This is a genomic window from Actinomadura sp. 9N215, assembly GCF_044326345.1.
Classification (GTDB): domain Bacteria; phylum Actinomycetota; class Actinomycetes; order Streptosporangiales; family Streptosporangiaceae; genus Spirillospora.
This window is the reverse complement of record NZ_JBIRBA010000002.1, coordinates 433266-449833: the sequence shown is the minus strand read 5'-3', so window position 1 is coordinate 449833 and position 16568 is coordinate 433266. Positions and strand designations below refer to the sequence as shown.

The window sequence follows — 16568 nt, the reverse complement described above, 5'->3', positions numbered from 1 at the left end:
TCGCGGGCGGATCGGGAAGGATGAGCACCATGTGGATCGCTCCCGAACGCCGCAGCCTCAGCAGGTGGGCCGTGCCCGGCCTCGTCCTGGGCGCCGGTGTGGTGGTGGGGGCCGTGCTGGCCGCCGACGGGCGGTCCGGGACGGCCCTGGCCGCGCTCGCCGCGCTGGCCGGCTACGCGGCGTACCTCGCGTACCGGCGCAACGAGCCGGCGCTGCCGATCAGTGAGGGCTTCGGCTCCGGCACCCGCGCCCGCGCGCACCTGCGGGCCGCGGCGATGACCGGCGACGTGCTGACCGTCGCGGTGGTCGGCGGGCTGACCGTCCAGGCCCTGCGCGGCGCCGACATCACCGCCTTCGTGTGGCTCGCCGCCGTCGCCGGGGTGACCTATCTGGTGTCGGCCTTCGCTGGCGGTAGGGGACTTTGAACCGCGCGTGGCCGCCAGGACGTGAATGCCCCGTGAACTGCGAATATTGGGTTAACTTCGGCTGACACATCTAGTTTCGCGGCGGAGTAGGGCGACATGATGCGGCTGTGTCAGCAGTCGATGCACTTGACGCCCTCCTACCGGCCCGGGCGGTGTTCCATCCGGTCGTCGACCTCGGCACCGGAACCGTCGTCGCGGTGGAGGCGCACGCGCCCCCGGCCGGCCCCGCCGGCCCGATGCGGTCCGATCCGGCGGCCGAGGACGTGCGCCGCGCGGTCGAGGCCGCCCGCGCCGCCACCGGACTCGGCACGCCCCTGCCGCTGCAGATCGGCCTGCGCACCGAGACCCTCGCCCGCGGCGACGACCTCCTCGCCGAGCTGCACCGCGGGCTCTCCGACACCGGACGCCGCCCGCAAGAGATCATCATCTGCGTGTCGGGCGGGTTCCCGCCGGCGGCGCGCCCGCCCGTCACCGCCGCGCTGTCCGGGCTGCGCCGGACCGGCTACCTCGTCGGCCTCGCCGGCCTCGGCGCCGCGCACGCGCCGCTGGATCTGCTCGTGGACGGCGCGTCCTACCTGCTGAAACTCGATCCCGAGCTGGCGCGCAGGTCGGTGTCGGAGCCGCGCCGCGCGGCGCTGGTGGGGAGCCTCGTCGAGCTGGCGCACCGCCTGGAGACGCATGTCCTGGCGCCGCAGATGGCGACCCGGGAGCAGGTGCTGCGCATGCGCGACGCGGGGGTGCGGCTCGTCCAGGGGCCCGCGCTGGCGCCGCCGGAGTGGCGGCCCGGGATGCCGATCCACATCCCGGTCGCCGCCGCGGACGAGCCCGCGCGGCCGGATCCGGGACTCGGGCTCGGGCCGCGGGTCTCGGAGTTCACCCTCCCGGCGGTGACGCTGCCGCACACGGCGACCGCGGGCGAGGTGCTGAACGCGCTGAACGCCGAGACCGGCATCACCAGCGTCGTGCTGGTCGACGACCGGCAGCGGCCCCGCTGCACCGTGGACCGGACGCGTTTCCTGCTGCGCCTGTCCGGCGCGTACGGGCACGCGCTGCACGCCCGCCGTCCCGCCGCGCGGCTGGCCGACGCGCCGCGTCCCGTGCCGCGCACCGTCCCGGCCGTCGCGGCGCTGCGGGCCGCGGGGCGGGAGGACGAGCGCGTCTACGACGACCTGGTCGTGGTGGACGAGGTCGGGCGCTGCCTCGGCATCGTCCGCGTCGCCGACCTCATCCGCAGCCTGTCGCGCTGAGACCGGCCGCCGCGAGCCCGGCCCCGTCCGGCCCGGACGGGATCGTCCGGCGCGATCGTCCGGCGCGCTGAGATCGTCTCTGCCGGGTCAGCCCGGTCCGAGTGATCTCTTGTGTGGATCAGTCCCGGAAGACCCCGAGGCGGCCGTTTCCTGGGCCAGGATGGCCGCCTGGACGCGGCTGGCCAGCCCCAGCTTCCCGAGGATGCGGCTGACGTGCGTCTTGGTGGTCGTCTCCGCCATGTCGAGCCGGGCCGCGATCTGCCCGTTCGACAGGCCCTCCCCCAGGCACGCGAACACCTCCCGCTCCCGCGGCGTCAGCTCCGCGAGCCCCGGTGCGGCCTTCTCCATCGCGGGACGGGCCGAGAAGGCGTCGATCAGCCGCCGGGTGACCTTCGGCGCGATGATCCCCTCGCCGGCCGCGACGGTCCGCACCGCGTCGACCAGCTTGTCGGCGTCGACGTCCTTGAGCAGGAACCCGGACGCGCCCGCCCGCAGCGCGCCGAACACGTACTCGTCCATGTCGAACGTGGTCAGCACCAGCACGTCCGTGATGCCCGCGATCTCCCTGGTGGCCGCGATGCCGTCCAGGCGGGGCATGCGGACGTCCATCAGCACCACGTCGGGGCGCAGCTCCCGGGCCAGCTCCACGGCCCGCGCCCCGTCGGCCGCCTCGCCGACGACCCGGACGCCGGGCGCCGCGCCCAGGATCAGCACCAGCCCCGCCCGCACCGCCGCCTGATCGTCCGCGACCAGCACCTCGATCATGACGCTGATCCTCGCTTCGCTCCGGTCATCGGGCCCTGCCCTCCGGTCATCGGGCCTCCGTGAACGGCTGGTCGAGAGGCAGCTCGGCGTGCACGCGCCACCGGCCGCCGTCCGGTCCCGCGTCGAACTCCCCGGCCAGCATCACCGCGCGCTCGCGCATGCCCACCAGCCCGCTGCCCGTGCCCGGCAGCCTTGCACCGTCCGCCCCGAGGGGGCTGAGCACGTCGATCACCACGCTCCGCCGCGTGTACTCGACGCGGACGTCGGCGCTGCCGGGACCGGCGTGCTTCAGCGCGTTCGTCAGCGCCTCCTGCACGATCCGGTACGCGGCCAGCTCCACCGCGGCGGGCAGTTCCGGCGGCTCCCCGGCGACCTCCAGCCGCGCCGACAGGTCGGACCGCGCCGAGTGCCGGACGAGCCGTCCCAGCTCCGCCAGCCGCGGCCGCGCCGCCGGGTCCTCTCCGGCGCCGTCGCCGTCGCCGTCCCGCAGGAGCCCGATCATCCGGCGCATCTCCGCGAGCCCCTGGACGCTGTTCTCCCGGATGACCTCCATGGCCCGCTCGACCCCGTCCCGGTCGAGGGAGGGCACCTTCAGCACGGCCGACGAGTGCAGCGCCACGGCGCTCAGATGGTTGGCGATCACGTCGTGCAGCTCGCGCGCCATCCGGGCCCGCTCGGCGGTCACGGCGGCGCGCCGGTCCAGCTCCGCCAGCCGCGCCACCTGCTCGGCGCGCTGCCGCTCCGCCTCCGCCCGGAACCGGTGCTCCCGGACGGCCATCGCCGTCAGCACCGGCGCCACCCACACCACCCCGGCGACCGACCCCGCGATCACGCCGACGGCGAGGCCGCGCAGCCCGACCCCGGCGCCGGCCGCGACGCACACCGTCGCGACCACGGTCGTGCCGAGCAGCCACTCCGCCGTCCGGCGGCGGCCGTACAGGCTCGCCGCGTACAGCGCGTCCCCGTAGATCATCGCGGTGGCGATGCTCGGGCCCATCGCCACGTCGGCGAAGTTGAACGGCGTCGCCACCGCCAGCGCGGTCAGCGGCGCCGTCCGGCGCATCAGCAGCGCCGAGGACAGCCCGAGCAGCGGGACGAGCCGCGCCCACGCCGACGGGTCCCAGTCCTCCGACCACGTCGAGTAGCCGTGCACCGAGAGCAGCAGCAGCCCGCCCGCCAGCGCCGCCGCGGCGACGAGCGCGTCCTTGCGGGTGGTGAGCCTGTGCACGCATCCATCACAGCATCCCCGCGCGGGTGTCTCGTCCACCGGGCCGACGAGGCCGCGTACATCCTTCGGACGACCCGCGAAACCCCACAGCGGACGACGATCCGCGGCCCTCCCCGGGCGCACGATGGAACCGTCGAGAAAGGACGTTCACGTGCTCATCGCGATCATCGGCGCCTGCGAGGTCGGCTTCTGGGTCGTCCTCGCCGCCGGACTCGTCGCCCGCTACCCGCTGCGCCTCCGCCGCACCGGCGCGGCGCTGCTGATCTGCGTCCCGCTGGTCGACGTGGTCCTGCTGGCGGCCACGGCCATCGACCTGCGGGGCGGCGGGACCGCCGGCTTCGCGCACGGCCTGGCCGCCGCCTACATCGGCTATTCGGTCGCGTTCGGGCACAGCATGGTCCGCTGGGCCGACGAGCGCTTCGCGCACCGGTTCGCCGGCGGCCCGCCGCCCCGCCGGAAGCCGAAGTACGGCGGGGCGCGCGTCCGCTACGAGTGGCGCGAGTTCGGGAAGGCGGTCGCCGCCACCGCCGTCGGCTGCGGCATCCTGCTCGCGCTGATCGCCTGGGTCGGCGACGCCGGCCGCACGGAGGCGCTCAACGGCTGGCTCGCCCGCCTCGGCATGGTCCTGGCGGTCTGGTCGCTCTGGCCGATCACGCACACCCTCTGGCCCGCCAAGCCCAAGGACGCTAACCCGCCCGCCGGGCACGCACGGCCAAGGTGACGATCGGAAGCTCGAACTCCCCCTCGGCCGTCTCCGGCCTGGCCCGCAGGAACGTCAGCAGCCGGCCCATGGCGGCCTCGCGCTCGGCGTCGTCCAGCACCAGCATGTGCGAGTGCGTGCCGATGGTCGCCGCCAGCGACTCCGCCGTCCGGCGCTGGGCGTGCGGGAAGTCGCCCCGCTCGAACTCGGGGAACCACGCCGTCCCTGGCGGCGTCTGCGGGCGCAGGTCCGAGAGCGACACCTTGGTCCGCGACACCCGGTTCAGCTCCGCGACCCACGGCACGCGGTCGTCGTCGCTGTTCCACAGCCCGGCCAGGACGCCGCCGTCCGCGAGGACGCGGTGGATCTCCGGCAGGGCCCGGTCGAGATCGAACCAGTGCATGGCCTGCCCGGCGACGACGGCGTCGACCGTCCCGTCGCGCAGCGGGATCTCCTCGGCGTTCCCCCGGACCGCCCGGACGCCCGGGACCCGGTGGCGCAGCTCGTCCAGCATCGCCGCGTCCGGCTCCACCGCGACGACGTCCGCCGCGTCCACCCCGACCCGCAGCAGGACCTCGGTCAGCTTGCCGGTCCCGGCGGCGAGGTCGAGCACCCGGAGCGGCGCCCGCCCGGCGACCGGCTCCAGCGCCCATCGCACCGCCGCGTCCGGATAGTCCGGCCGCTGCTCCGCGTACGCCGCCGCGCTCCCCCCGAACGACGCCGCCCGCCGCGCCCTCAACCCGGCGTCACTCTCAGAAAAGGCATCCGTCACGGTCGAGGTTCCTCCGGTGCGCGTCAGCCCGCGCCCCACACGGGACGCGGGCTCTTCGGGATGTGGGTCGGACGATGGGGTCAGGCGATTGGGGCCAGACGATTGGGGGTCAGACGTTGAAGCCGAGGGCGCGGAGCTGGTCGCGGCCCTCGTCGGTGATCTTGTCGGGGCCCCACGGCGGGAGCCACACCCAGTTGATCTTCACGTCCTTGACGAGGCCCTCCAGGGCGCTGTGCGCCTGGTCCTCGATCACGTCGGTGAGGGGGCAGGCGGCGCTGGTGAGGGTCATGTCCAGGGTGGCGACCTCGTCGGCGAGGTTGACGCCGTACACCAGGCCGAGGTCGACGACGTTGATGCCGAGTTCGGGGTCGACGACGTCCTTGAGGGCCTCGAGGATGTCCTCTTCGGGGACGGCTGTTTCGGTCATGATGCCTCTCCGAGTGCGCGTGCTGTCGCGTCCTTCCACGCCATCCAGGCGAGCAGGGCGCATTTGATGCGGGCGGGGTACTTGGACACGCCGGCGAAGGCGATCGCGTCCTCCAGGACGTCCTCGTCGAGCTCGACATCCTGGCCGCGCGACTGCATCAGCGCCCGGAACTCCTCGCCGACCGCCATCGCCTCCTTGACGGACTTCCCGATGACCAGGTCGGACATCACCGAGGCGCTGGCCTGGCTGATCGAGCAGCCCATCGCGTCGTAGGACACGTCGGCGACCGTGGCGTCCTGGCCCGCGCCGTCCAGGTGGACGCGCAGCGTCACCTCGTCGCCGCACGTCGGGTTGACGTGGTGCGCCTCGCCCTCGAACGGCTCACGCAGCCCCTTGTGGTGGGGGTTGCGGTAATGGTCCAGGATGACCTCCTGGTACATCGCCTCCAGCTGCATGTCGTCCTTTCCACGACTCTTTCGCTACAACAGGGCGGGTCTCGGGGCTGTTCCTCAGGCGGTGCCGAAGAACTTCTGGGCCTGCCTGACCCCGTCGGTGAGCGTGTCCACGTCGCCGAGGGTGTTGTAGAGGTAGAACGTCGCGCGGGTGACGGCCGGGAGGTCGAAGCGGCGGCAGATCGGCCACGCGCAGTGGTGGCCGACGCGGACCGCGACGCCCAGGTCGTCGAGGACCTGGCCGACGTCGTGCGGGTGGATGTCCTCGACGGTGAACGACACGGCGCCGCCGCGGGCCTCGGTCGTGCCGGGGCCGATGATCCGGACGCCGGGGATCTCCGTCAGCCGTTCGAGGGAGTAGGCGACGAGGGCCTCCTCGTGGGCGTGGACGCGGTCCATGCCGATCTCGGCGAGGTACTCGCAGGCGGCGCCGAGCCCGACCGCCTGCGCGGTCATCGGGACGCCCGCCTCGAACCGCTGCGGCGGCGGCATGAACGTGGTCCGCTCCATGTGGACGACCTCGATCATGGATCCGCCGGTGATGAACGGCGGCATCGCCTCCAGCAGCTCGCTCCGCCCCCACAGCACGCCGATGCCGGTCGGGCCGAGCATCTTGTGGCCGGAGAAGACGAGGAAGTCGACACCGAGCCGGCCGACGTCCACGGGCTGGTGCGGCACCGCCTGCGCGGAGTCCAGCAGGACGAGCGCGCCGACGGCGTGCGCGCGCGCCGCGATCCGCTCGATCGGCGGGACGGTGCCGAGCACGTTCGACTGGTGCGTCACCGCGACGATCTTCGTGCGCTCGTTGACGAGGTCGTCGAGGCGCTCCAGGTCGAGGCGGCCCTCGTCGGTGATGCCGAACCAGCGGAGGGTGGCCCCGGTCCGCCGGCAGAGCTCCTGCCAAGGGACGAGGTTCGCGTGGTGCTCCATCTCCGACACGACGACCTCGTCGCCGGGGCCGACGACGAACCGCTCCGCCTCGGGGCCCGCGGTGGCGGCGTTGCTCATCGCGTACGCGACCAGGTTGATGGCCTCGGTGGCGTTCTTGGTGAACACGACCTCGGCGGGCGGCGCGCCGATGAACCGGGCGATGGACGCGCGGGCGCTCTCGTACGCCTCCGTCGCCTCCTCGGAGAGCTGGTGCGCCCCGCGGTGCGGCGCCCCGTTGTGCCGCTCGTAGAACTCGCGCTCGGCGTCCAGCACCTGGACGGGCTTCTGCGACGTCGCGCCCGAGTCGAGGTACACCAGCGGGCGCCCGCCGCGGACGGTGCGCTGCAGGAGCGGGAAGTCCTTCTTCAGCTCCTCCGGCAGCAGGCTCCCCGTCGCCTGCGGGTGGGCGAGGCCCCACGCCTCCCGGCTCGCTTCGCTCAGACTCATAGGGATGCGCCTGCCTTCGCGTACTTCTCGTAGCCCTTTTCTTCGAGCTCGTCGGCCAGTTCGGGGCCGCCTTCGGCGACGACGCGTCCGCCGGAGAACACGTGCACGAAGTCGGGCTTCACGTAGCGGAGGATGCGGGTGTAGTGGGTGATGAGCAGGACGCCGGTGTCGCCGGACGCGAACCGGTTCACGCCCTCCGCGACGACCTTGAGGGCGTCGACGTCGAGGCCGGAGTCGGTCTCGTCCAGGACGGCGACCTTCGGCTTGAGCATCTCCAGCTGCAGGATCTCGTGCCGCTTCTTCTCGCCGCCGGAGAAGCCCTCGTTCAGGCTGCGCTGCGCGAACGCGGGGTCGATGGACAGGTTCTCCATCGCCTGCTTCATGTCCTTGGCGAACTCGCGGAGCTTCGGGGCCTCGCCGCGGACGGCGGTGACCGCCGAGCGCAGGAAGTTGGAGACGGACACGCCTGGCACCTCGACCGGGTACTGCATCGCCAGGAACAGCCCGGCGCGGGCGCGCTCGTCGACCGTCATGCCGAGGACGTCCTCGCCGTCGAGCGTGACGGCGCCGGACGTCACCTCGTACTTGGGGTGCCCGGCGACCGCGTAGGCGAGGGTGGACTTGCCGGAGCCGTTCGGCCCCATGATCGCGTGGGTCTCGCCGGCCGTCACGGTCAGGTCGACCCCGCGCAGGATCTCCTTCGACCCGTCGGAGCCGTCGCCGACGGAGACGTGGAGGTCGCGGATCTCTAGCGTGGCCATGGTGCGTGTAGTCCCTTTGTGTTAAAGATTCGTGGGTCAGCCGTCGGCGGCGAGCGAGACGTAGACGTCGCCGTCCTCGACCTTGACCTTGTAGGTGGCGACCGGCTGCGTGGCCGGCGGGTTGGTGGGCTTGCCGGTGCGCAGGTCGAAGCAGGACCCGTGCAGCCAGCACTCGATGGTGCCGTCGTAGACCTCGCCTTCGGACAGCGAGACCTCGGCGTGGGAGCAGATGTCGCTGACGGCGTAGACGTCGCCGTCGCTGCGCGCGACGGCGACGGGCGTGTCGTCGACCTCGACGGCGAGCGCCCCGTCCGCGGGGACGTCGTCCAGCGCGCACACCTTCACGTACGTCACTTCGCGGCCCCCCGGTACTTCGCGGCCCCCCGATCGAGCTCCGCCTCGATGGCGTCCCGGACCTTCTCCCGCACCTCGGGGACCTCGATGCGCTCGATCAGCTGGCCCAGGTAGCCGCGCACGACCATGCGGCGCGCCTCGTCGAACGTGATGCCGCGGGCGCGGAGGTAGAACAGGTGCTCGTCGTCGAGTCGTCCGGACGCCGAGGCGTGCCCGGCGCCGGCGACCTCGCCGGTGAGGATCTCCAGGTTCGGGACGGAGTCGACCCGCGTCCCGTCGGTGAGGACGAGGTTGCGGTTCAGCTCGTAGGTGTCGGTGCCCTCCGCCTCCGCGCGGATGATCACGTCGCCGATCCAGACGGCGTGGGCGTCCTGGTCCTGGAGGGCGCCGCGGTAGTCGACGCGGCTGCGGCAGTTCGGGACGGCGTGGTCGACGAGGAGGCGATGCTCCAGGTGCTGGCCGCCGTCCACGAAGTACACGCCGTACAGCTCGGCGTCGCCGCCGGGCCCCTCGTAGGCGACGGACGGCGAGATCCGCACGACGTCGCCGCCGAGCGAGACGTTGTGCGAGACGAACCGGGCGTCGCGGCCGAGGCGGGCGTGCTGGTGGGAGACGTGGACGCTGTCGTCCGCCCAGTCCTGCAGGCTGATGACGGACAGGCGGGCACCGTCGCCGACGACGAACTCGACGTTGTCGGCGTACGTCGCGTGGCCGCGGTGCGTGAGCACGACGGTGGCCTGCGCGAACGGCTCCACGATCACGGTGATGTGGCCGTAGGCGGCGGCCGAGGCGTCCTCGCCGCGCAGCCGCAGCACGGTCGGCGCCGACGCGACGGCCTCCTTCGGCACGGTCACGACGGTGGCCTGCGCGAACGAGTTCCACGCCTGCGCGCTGACCCGGTCGGACGGGACGTACGCCGTGCCGAGCCTGGCGTCGTCGCGCCCGACGGTCTCGACCGTCACCTCCGGCGCCGCCTCCGCCTCGACGAGGACCTTGCCGTCCGCGTCGGCGGTGCCGTTGTGCAGGCCGCGGAGGCGGCGCAGCGGCGTGAACCGCCACTCCTCCTCGCGGCCCGTCGGAACGTCGAAGTCGCCGACGTCGAACGACGCCTTGTCGTGCAGCGTCGAAAGAGGCTTGACGTCGAGCCCCATCAGCCGACGGCTCCTTCCATCTGCAGCTCGATGAGCCGGTTCAGCTCAAGGGCGTACTCCATCGGCAGCTCGCGCGCGATCGGCTCGACGAACCCGCGCACGATCATCGCCATCGCCTCGTCCTCGGTGAGGCCGCGGCTCATCAGGTAGAACAGCTGCTGCTCGGACACCTTGGAGACGGTGGCCTCGTGGCCCATCTCGACGTCGTCCTCGCGGACGTCGACGTACGGGTAGGTGTCGGACCGGCTGATCTGGTCGACGAGCAGCGCGTCGCACTTCACGGTGGACTTGCTGTGCTCGGCGCCCTCCTGGATCTGCACCAGCCCCCGGTAGGACGTGCGGCCGCCGCCGCGCGCCACCGACTTGGAGATGATGCTGGAGGACGTGTTCGGCGCGGCGTGCACCATCTTGGCGCCGGCGTCCTGGTGCTGGTCCGCGCCCGCGAACGCGATGGACAGGGTCTCGCCCTTGGCGTGCTCGCCGAGCAGGTACACCGCCGGGTACTTCATGGTGACCTTGGAGCCGATGTTGCCGTCGACCCACTCCATGGTGGCGCCCTCGTAGGCGACGGCGCGCTTGGTCACCAGGTTGTAGACGTTGTTGGACCAGTTCTGGATGGTCGTGTAGCGGACGCGGGCGTCCTTCTTCACGACGATCTCGACGACGGCGGAGTGCAGCGAGTCCGACTTGTAGATCGGGGCGGTACAGCCCTCGACGTAGTGGACGTACGAGCCCTCGTCGGCGATGATCAGCGTCCGCTCGAACTGCCCCATGTTCTCGGTGTTGATCCGGAAGTACGCCTGGAGCGGGATCTCCACGTGCACGCCCGGCGGGACGTAGATGAACGAGCCGCCCGACCACACGGACGTGTTGAGCGCGGCGAACTTGTTGTCGCCGACGGGGATCACCGAGCCGAAGTACTCCTGGAAGATCTCGGGGTGCTCGCGCAGGCCGGTGTCGGTGTCGAGGAAGAGGACGCCCTTCTCCTCAAGGTCCTCGCGGATCTTGTGGTAGACGACCTCGGACTCGTACTGCGCGGCGACGCCGGCGATGAGGCGCTGCTTCTCCGCCTCGGGGATGCCGAGCTTGTCGTAGGTGTTCTTGATGTCCTCGGGGAGCTCCTCCCAGGACGCGGCCTGCTGCTCGGTGGAGCGGACGAAGTACTTGATGTTGTCGAAGTCGATCTCCGACAGGTCGGAGCCCCAGGTGGGCATCGGCTTCTTGCTGAACAGCCGCAGCCCCTTGAGGCGCAGGTCGAGCATCCAGTCGGGCTCGTCCTTCTTGCCGGAGATGTCGCGGACGACATCCTCGTTCAGGCCGCGCCGCGCCGAGGCCCCGGCCTCGTCGGAGTCGGCCCAGCCGAACTTGTACCTGTCGAGCCCCTCCAGTTCGGGGTGGGCTGCCGTAGTCATAGGGAGGTCCCTCCGGACTCCTCGTCATGTGTGTGTGATCGTTCATCGTCGCCGCCGCAGAGCGAGCGGGAGCTGACGTGGGTGGTGCAGATCCCGTCGCCGTGGGCGATCGTGGCCAGCCGCTGGACCGGCAGGCCCAGCAGGCGGCTGAACGCCTCGGTCTCGGCCTCGCACAGCTGCGGGAACTCCGCCGCGACGTGCGCGACGGGGCAGTGGTGCTGGCACAGCTGCTCGCCGCCGCCGGGCTGGGGCGCCTTGGCCGCTGCGGCCGCGTATCCGTCGCCGGACAGCGCCTCGGCGAGCGTGCGGACCCGCTGGTGGGGCGGGGCGTCCTGCACGACGGGCCGGTAGCGCCGCTCCAGGTCGGCGATCTGGCGCCGGGCGAACTCGGCGACCGCGTGGGCGCCGGCCGTCTCGGCGAGGAACCGCAGCGCGCTGGTCGCAAGGTCGTCGTAGGCGTGCACGAAGGCGTTGCGGCCGGCGTCGGTGATGGCGAACCATTTGGCGGGACGTCCCCGGCCGCGCCGGGCCTGCGGCGTCCGCGCCTTGCGGACCTCGATCATGCCGTCGGCCAGCAGCGCGTCCAGGTGCCGGCGGATCGCGGCGGGCGTGAGGCCGACGCGCTCCCCCAGCGTGGACGCCGTGACCGGGCCGTGTTCGAGGATGAGCCGGGCCACCCGCGCGCGCGTGTCGCGCTCGGCGTGACCGGGCACTGACGGCGTGCCGAGGAACCGCGCCGTGGCGGCCTCAGCACTCGTCCGATCCTCGCTCACGTTTTTCACAACATCAGTGTGCCGTAATTCCTTCCCGACAAACACCGGTTTCGCGATGTCGTGCCTCACGCAGGTAAGCCTTACCTAACCTGCGCGGACACGGCGCCGCCGCGCGGGAGGAGGAGCACCGGGCACGGCGCGGCGCGGACGATCTTGCCTGAGCTCTCCCCGAGGAAGACCTTGCGCAGCGGCCCGTCGTGGCTGGACTGGCAGGCCAGCACCTCGCCCGGCAGCATATCGACGGCGCCGAGCGTCTTGGCGATGCCCGTCCCGACGGCCGCCAGCCGCTCGACGGGCGTCCCGCCGCCGAGCCGTCCGGCGGCGTCGCGGAGGTCCTCGTCGGCCTGGGCGGCCTGGCGGTCGAGGACGCCGCCCGCGTCCTTGAACTTCGCGGCGATTCCGGGCGGGCGCAGCACGAGGGTCAGGAGGCGGGTCGGGACGTCCAGCGCGGCGGCGATCCCGGCGGCGGCGGACAGCGGGCCGTCCACGTCGCGGCGGCGCCAGTACGCGACGGTCATCCGCTCGAACCGGTCCGGCGGGTCGCCGGCGTAGCCGCGCGGCGCGAGCAGGACCGGGACGGGCGAGCCGTGCAGGAGCTGGTCGGCGGTGCTGCCGATGGCGATGCGGCCGCGCCGCCCGCGCGGGGCCGAGCCGATCACGATCAGGTCGGCGGCGACGTCCCTGGCGACCTCGATGAGGCCGCGGCCGCTGCCCCGGTGGGAGTGGACGCGCAGCGTCACGTCCGATTCCGGCACGCCCGACTCGGCGAGCTTCCCGGCGGCCTCGGCGAGGGTCGCCTGCGACTCGCCCTTGAGGTAGGCGACCCACTCGGCGTCGACCGAGCCGGGGCCGCGCGCGGGCCACGGCGGCGGATGGACGTTCGCGACGATCAGCGGCGTGCCCGTCGTCCGGACGACCAGGGCCGCCAGGGCGAGGGCGTCGGCGCCGCGGTCGTCGGACGAGTAGCCGGCCAGCACCCTCATGGCGTCCCGCCGTTCTGGGGCGCGACCCCCAGCCGGGAGTGGCGGCGGCCGTACAGGAAGTACGCGGCCAGGCCGGCGAGGCTCCACAGCAGGAACACCAGCCACGTCACCCCGCCCAGGCCGGCCATGAGGTACACGCAGAACCCGACGCCGAGCAGCGGCGTCACCGGGTAGAGCGGGGTCCGGAAGCTGCGCGGCAGGTCGGGACGGGTCCGGCGCAGGACGATCACGCCCACGCTGACCAGCGCGAACGCGAACAGCGTGCCGATGCTGGTGGCGTCCACCAGCCGTCCGAGCGGGATCGCGGCGGCGAGGATCGAGATGAACGCCGCGACGATGACCGTGTTGGCGACCGGGACGCGGCGTCCTAGGCTGACCTTCTGGAACACGGGCGGGACGAGCCCGTCCCGCGACATCGCGAACAGGATGCGGGTCTGCCCGTACATGACGGTGAGGACGACGCTGGCGATGGCGATCACCGCGCCGAGCGACAGGACCATCGACGGCCACGACCGGCCGGTCGCCTCGTCCAGCACCTGCGCCAGCGACGCCTCGGAGCCGCTCAGCTCGAACCGCTCCCAGTGCATGGCGCCGACCGCGGCGAGCCCGACCAGCACGTAGATCACGGTCACGATGACCAGCGACAGGATGATCGCGAGCGGCAGGTCGCGGCGCGGGTTCTTGGCCTCCTCACCGGCCGTGGACGCCGCGTCGAACCCGATGTAGGAGAAGAACACCTTGGACCCGGCCGCGCTGATCCCCGCCCAGCCCATCGGCGCGAACGGGCTCAGGTTCCCCGAGTCGAACGCCGTGAACGCGACCGCGCAGAAGAACAGCAGCACGCCGATCTTCAGGAACACCATGACCGTGTTGGCGGTGGCGCTCTCGGACGTCCCGCGCAGCAGCAGGAACGTCGCGAACATCACCACGACCACGGCCGGGACGTTGACGATCCCGCCCTCGCCCGGCGGCCCGCTCAGCTCCGCCGGGATCGTGAACCCGGCCGCGTCGTCGAAGAACGCGCTGAGGTAGGACCCCCAGCCGACCGCGACGGCCGACACGGACACGGCGTACTCCAGCAGCAGGCACCACCCGCACACCCACGCGACCAGCTCCCCGAGCGTGGCGTAGGCGTAGGAGTAGGACGACCCGGAGACGGGGATCGTCCCGGCCAGCTCCGCGTACGACAGCGCCGAGAACAGCGCGGTGACGGCGGCCAGCGCGAACGACAGCACCACCGCCGGACCGGCCTTCGGCACCGCCTCGCCCAGGACGACGAAGATCCCGGTGCCGAGGGTCGCGCCGACGCTGAACAGGGTGAGCTGGAGCAGGCTCATCGTCCGCTTCAGCTCGCCGCCCTCGCCCTTCCCGCCCTCGGCGACGATCCGGTCGACCGGCTTCGTCCGCAGCAGGCTCCGCGCGAACGACACGGGCGCGGCCTCCGTGCGGGAGGTCACAGCGTGCTCGCCAGCGGCCAGGTCGCGTTGGGGGTGACGATCGTGCCCGCGGTCCCGTCGAGGATCTCCACGCACTGGTCGAGCAGCCCGATCGCGGCCATGTCGCCGGTGCGCTCCACGAAGCTCGCCGCCGCCTCCGCCTTCGGGCCCATCGACCCGGCGGGGAAGTCCTCGGCCCGCAGCTCGTGCGGGGTCGTGTGGGTGATCTCCTCCTGGCCGGGGCGGCCGTAGTTCCGCATGACGCGCGGGACGTCGGTGAGGATCAGCAGCGCGTCCGCGTCCATGCTCTCGGCCAGGACCGACGCGGTCAGATCCTTGTCGATCACCGCCTCGACGCCCTCAAGCCGCCCGACGTCGTTGCGGAACACCGGGACGCCGCCGCCGCCCGCGCAGACCACGACCGTCCCGAGCCGGACCAGCTCCCTGATCAGCCGGGTCTCGATCACCCGCTGCGGGCGCGGGGACGGCACCACCCGGCGCCAGCTCTCGCCGTCCTGGCGGACCGTCCAGCCGTACTCGTCGGCGAGCTTCTCCGCCTCCTCCCGGTCGTAGACCTGGCCGACGAACTTGGTCGGGTTCTCGAACGCCGGGTCCACCGCCGACACCAGCGTCTGGTTGATCATCGCCATGACCTGGCGTCCCGGCAGCGCGTTCTGCAGCGACTGCAGCATCCAGTAGCCGATCATGCCCTGGGTCTCGGCGCCGATCGTGTCGAGCGGGTACGGGCGGGTCAGGTTCGGGTCGTTGACGCTCTCCAGCGACAGCACCCCGACCTGCGGCCCGTTCCCGTGCGTGACGATCAGCTCGTGCCGCTCGGCGAGCGGCGCCAGCGCCCGCACGGCCCGGTCGACGTTGCGGCGCTGCAGCTCGGCGTCCGGCGTCTCACCGCGCTTGACCAGCGCGTTCCCACCGAGCGCGACGACCACGCGCATCGTGCCCCCCTTCGTCCGGCGCGGCGCCCGGCCGTCAGCCGAGCGTCGCCCGCGTATTCGCGTCCCGCTCGATCGGGCAGGTCATGCAGCGCGGGCCGCCGCGCCCGCGGCCCAGCTCGCTGCCCCGGATCGTGATGACCTCGATCCCGTTCCGGCCCAGGTGGTTGTTGCTCGTCGCGTTGCGCTCGTAGGCGACGACGACGCCCGGCGACACGGCGAGGACGTTCGAGCCGTCGTCCCACTGCTCGCGCTCGGCGGCGAACACGTCCTGCCTGGGGGTGAGGACCTTGATCCCGTCCAGGCCGAGGGCCGCCGCGATCACCCGGTGCATGTCCTCCGGCGGATGGTCGGTGATCTTCAGCTCCTTCTCGGTGTCGCCCGGCTCGACGGTGTGCGACGGCAGCATCCCCATCCCCGCGTACGTGGTGAACACGCCGTGGTCGACCATCGTCAGGACGGTGTCCAGATGCATGAACGCCCGCTTCTGCGGCATCCGCAGCGCGACGATGCGGCCGCAGGACCCGGCGGCGAACAGCGACTGGGCGAGCATCTCCACGGCCTGCGGCTGCGTCCGCTCGCTCATCCCGACCAGGACGGCGCCGTTCCCGATGACCAGGACGTCGCCACCCTCCAGCGTCGCCGGGGCCATCTCCATGCCCTTGTTCCAGACGTGGAAGCCGTCCGGGCCCGGCCGGTCGTAGCCGTCGGCGAACAGCGGATGCCAGCGGTAGATCGCCTCCATGTTCACCGTCTCGCGCATCCGCGCCTTCTTGCGCATCGTGTTGATCGACACGCCGTCGTAGATCCAGCAGGACGTGTCGCGCGTGAACAGGTGGTTGGGCAGCGGCGGCAGGACGAACCCGTCCAGCGGGATGGAGTGGAACGCGATCGACGCGGGCTCCGGCATCCGCTCCAGCATCTCCCGCTTGGTGATCCCGCCGACGAGGAACGCGCTCAGCTCGGCGGCGTCCATGGCGTCGAAGCAGTTGCGGATCGCGTCGACGGCGAGCGGGCCGAACCAGTGCGGGTCGACGACGGCGTCGAGGATGTGCACGCGGGCCTCGGGGTTCTCGACCGTCTCGCGCAGCAGGTCGAGGACCAGGTACGTCCGGACGCCCTGCGCGTGCAGCACGTCCTCGAACTCCTCGTGCTCCTCCACCGCCCGCCTGACCCACAGCACGTCGTCGAAGAGCAGCCCCGCGGCGTTGGACGGCGTCAGCCGCTTCAGCGACAGCTCGGGACGGTGCAGCAGGACCCCTCGCAGCCGTCCGACCTCCGAGCCGACATGGAACGCCATCCCCCACCTCCTCGGGGCCCGGCGACGGTGACGGGCCCCCGTCCGCCGGGGGCGG

At 72.4% G+C, this 16568-nt stretch carries 18 protein-coding genes; 3 read left to right on the top strand and 15 right to left on the bottom strand.

The features are described 5' to 3' along the window. Positions 1-29 precede the first annotated feature (29 nt). On the top strand, positions 30-425 hold the full coding sequence (locus ACH34T_RS04760; RefSeq protein ID WP_395990700.1) for an ABC transporter permease: 396 nt from the start codon (positions 30-32) through the stop codon (positions 423-425). Positions 426-532: 107 nt separating this feature from the next. Continuing rightward, entirely contained in the window at positions 533-1672 is a 1140-nt protein-coding gene (locus ACH34T_RS04755; RefSeq protein ID WP_395990699.1) for an EAL domain-containing protein, read from the top strand. An 87-nt stretch (positions 1673-1759) separates the two neighbouring features. On the opposite strand, the gene ACH34T_RS04750 is transcribed toward ACH34T_RS04755, so the two are convergent. Both ACH34T_RS04750 and ACH34T_RS04745 read right to left on the bottom strand, forming a co-directional pair. After that, entirely contained in the window at positions 1760-2437 is a 678-nt protein-coding gene (locus tag ACH34T_RS04750; protein ID WP_395990698.1) for a response regulator, read from the bottom strand. Positions 2438-2483: 46 nt separating this feature from the next. Further along, positions 2484-3665, bottom strand: a complete 1182-nt coding sequence (locus ACH34T_RS04745) for a sensor histidine kinase (protein WP_395990697.1) — start codon at positions 3663-3665, stop codon at positions 2484-2486. 151 nt (positions 3666-3816) lie between these two features. Here ACH34T_RS04745 and ACH34T_RS04740 point away from each other — a divergent pair, with 151 nt between their 5' ends. After that, positions 3817-4386 (top strand): hypothetical protein, encoded by a 570-nt coding sequence (locus tag ACH34T_RS04740; protein ID WP_395990696.1) that lies wholly within the window; start codon positions 3817-3819, stop codon positions 4384-4386. Here the strand turns inward: ACH34T_RS04740 and ACH34T_RS04735 are convergent. From ACH34T_RS04735 to ACH34T_RS04675, 13 genes are all read right to left on the bottom strand, one after another. Continuing rightward, positions 4352-5137, bottom strand: coding sequence for a class I SAM-dependent methyltransferase (locus tag ACH34T_RS04735; protein ID WP_395990695.1), 786 nt, complete (start codon positions 5135-5137; stop codon positions 4352-4354). The genes ACH34T_RS04740 and ACH34T_RS04735 overlap by 35 nt on opposite strands. A gap of 109 nt (positions 5138-5246) precedes the next feature. Then, the gene (locus ACH34T_RS04730; protein WP_395990694.1) at positions 5247-5564 is read right to left on the bottom strand and encodes a metal-sulfur cluster assembly factor; all 318 of its coding nucleotides are present in this window, start codon (positions 5562-5564) and stop codon (positions 5247-5249) included. After that, entirely contained in the window at positions 5561-6019 is a 459-nt protein-coding gene (sufU, locus tag ACH34T_RS04725) for a Fe-S cluster assembly sulfur transfer protein SufU (protein WP_395990693.1), read from the bottom strand. Before sufU ends, ACH34T_RS04730 begins: the two co-directional genes overlap by 4 nt. 54 nt (positions 6020-6073) lie before the next feature. After that, positions 6074-7393, bottom strand: coding sequence for a cysteine desulfurase (locus ACH34T_RS04720; protein WP_395990692.1), 1320 nt, complete (start codon positions 7391-7393; stop codon positions 6074-6076). Continuing rightward, a complete protein-coding gene (sufC, locus tag ACH34T_RS04715; protein ID WP_395990691.1) occupies positions 7390-8154 on the bottom strand; it encodes a Fe-S cluster assembly ATPase SufC in 765 nt (254 codons plus the stop codon). The genes ACH34T_RS04720 and sufC overlap by 4 nt, the downstream gene beginning before the upstream one ends. Before the next feature lie 36 nt (positions 8155-8190). Further along, positions 8191-8508 (bottom strand): bifunctional 3-phenylpropionate/cinnamic acid dioxygenase ferredoxin subunit, encoded by a 318-nt coding sequence (locus tag ACH34T_RS04710; protein ID WP_395990690.1) that lies wholly within the window; start codon positions 8506-8508, stop codon positions 8191-8193. Then, complete coding sequence (gene sufD, locus ACH34T_RS04705) at positions 8505-9659, bottom strand: Fe-S cluster assembly protein SufD (RefSeq protein WP_395990689.1); 1155 nt, start codon at positions 9657-9659, stop codon at positions 8505-8507. The genes ACH34T_RS04710 and sufD overlap by 4 nt, the downstream gene beginning before the upstream one ends. Beyond that, complete coding sequence (sufB, locus tag ACH34T_RS04700; protein ID WP_395990688.1) at positions 9659-11071, bottom strand: Fe-S cluster assembly protein SufB; 1413 nt, start codon at positions 11069-11071, stop codon at positions 9659-9661. The genes sufD and sufB overlap by 1 nt, the downstream gene beginning before the upstream one ends. After that, on the bottom strand, positions 11068-11784 hold the full coding sequence (locus ACH34T_RS04695; RefSeq protein ID WP_395990862.1) for a helix-turn-helix transcriptional regulator: 717 nt from the start codon (positions 11782-11784) through the stop codon (positions 11068-11070). Before ACH34T_RS04695 ends, sufB begins: the two co-directional genes overlap by 4 nt. A gap of 140 nt (positions 11785-11924) precedes the next feature. Then, entirely contained in the window at positions 11925-12827 is a 903-nt protein-coding gene (locus tag ACH34T_RS04690; protein ID WP_395990687.1) for a universal stress protein, read from the bottom strand. Then, a complete protein-coding gene (locus tag ACH34T_RS04685; RefSeq protein ID WP_395990686.1) occupies positions 12824-14284 on the bottom strand; it encodes an amino acid permease in 1461 nt (486 codons plus the stop codon). The genes ACH34T_RS04690 and ACH34T_RS04685 overlap by 4 nt, the downstream gene beginning before the upstream one ends. Then, entirely contained in the window at positions 14281-15216 is a 936-nt protein-coding gene (gene arcC / locus ACH34T_RS04680) for a carbamate kinase (RefSeq protein ID WP_395990685.1), read from the bottom strand. Before arcC ends, ACH34T_RS04685 begins: the two co-directional genes overlap by 4 nt. A 34-nt stretch (positions 15217-15250) precedes the next feature. Beyond that, a complete protein-coding gene (locus ACH34T_RS04675; RefSeq protein WP_395990684.1) occupies positions 15251-16513 on the bottom strand; it encodes an arginine deiminase in 1263 nt (420 codons plus the stop codon). Positions 16514-16568: the final 55 nt, after the last annotated feature.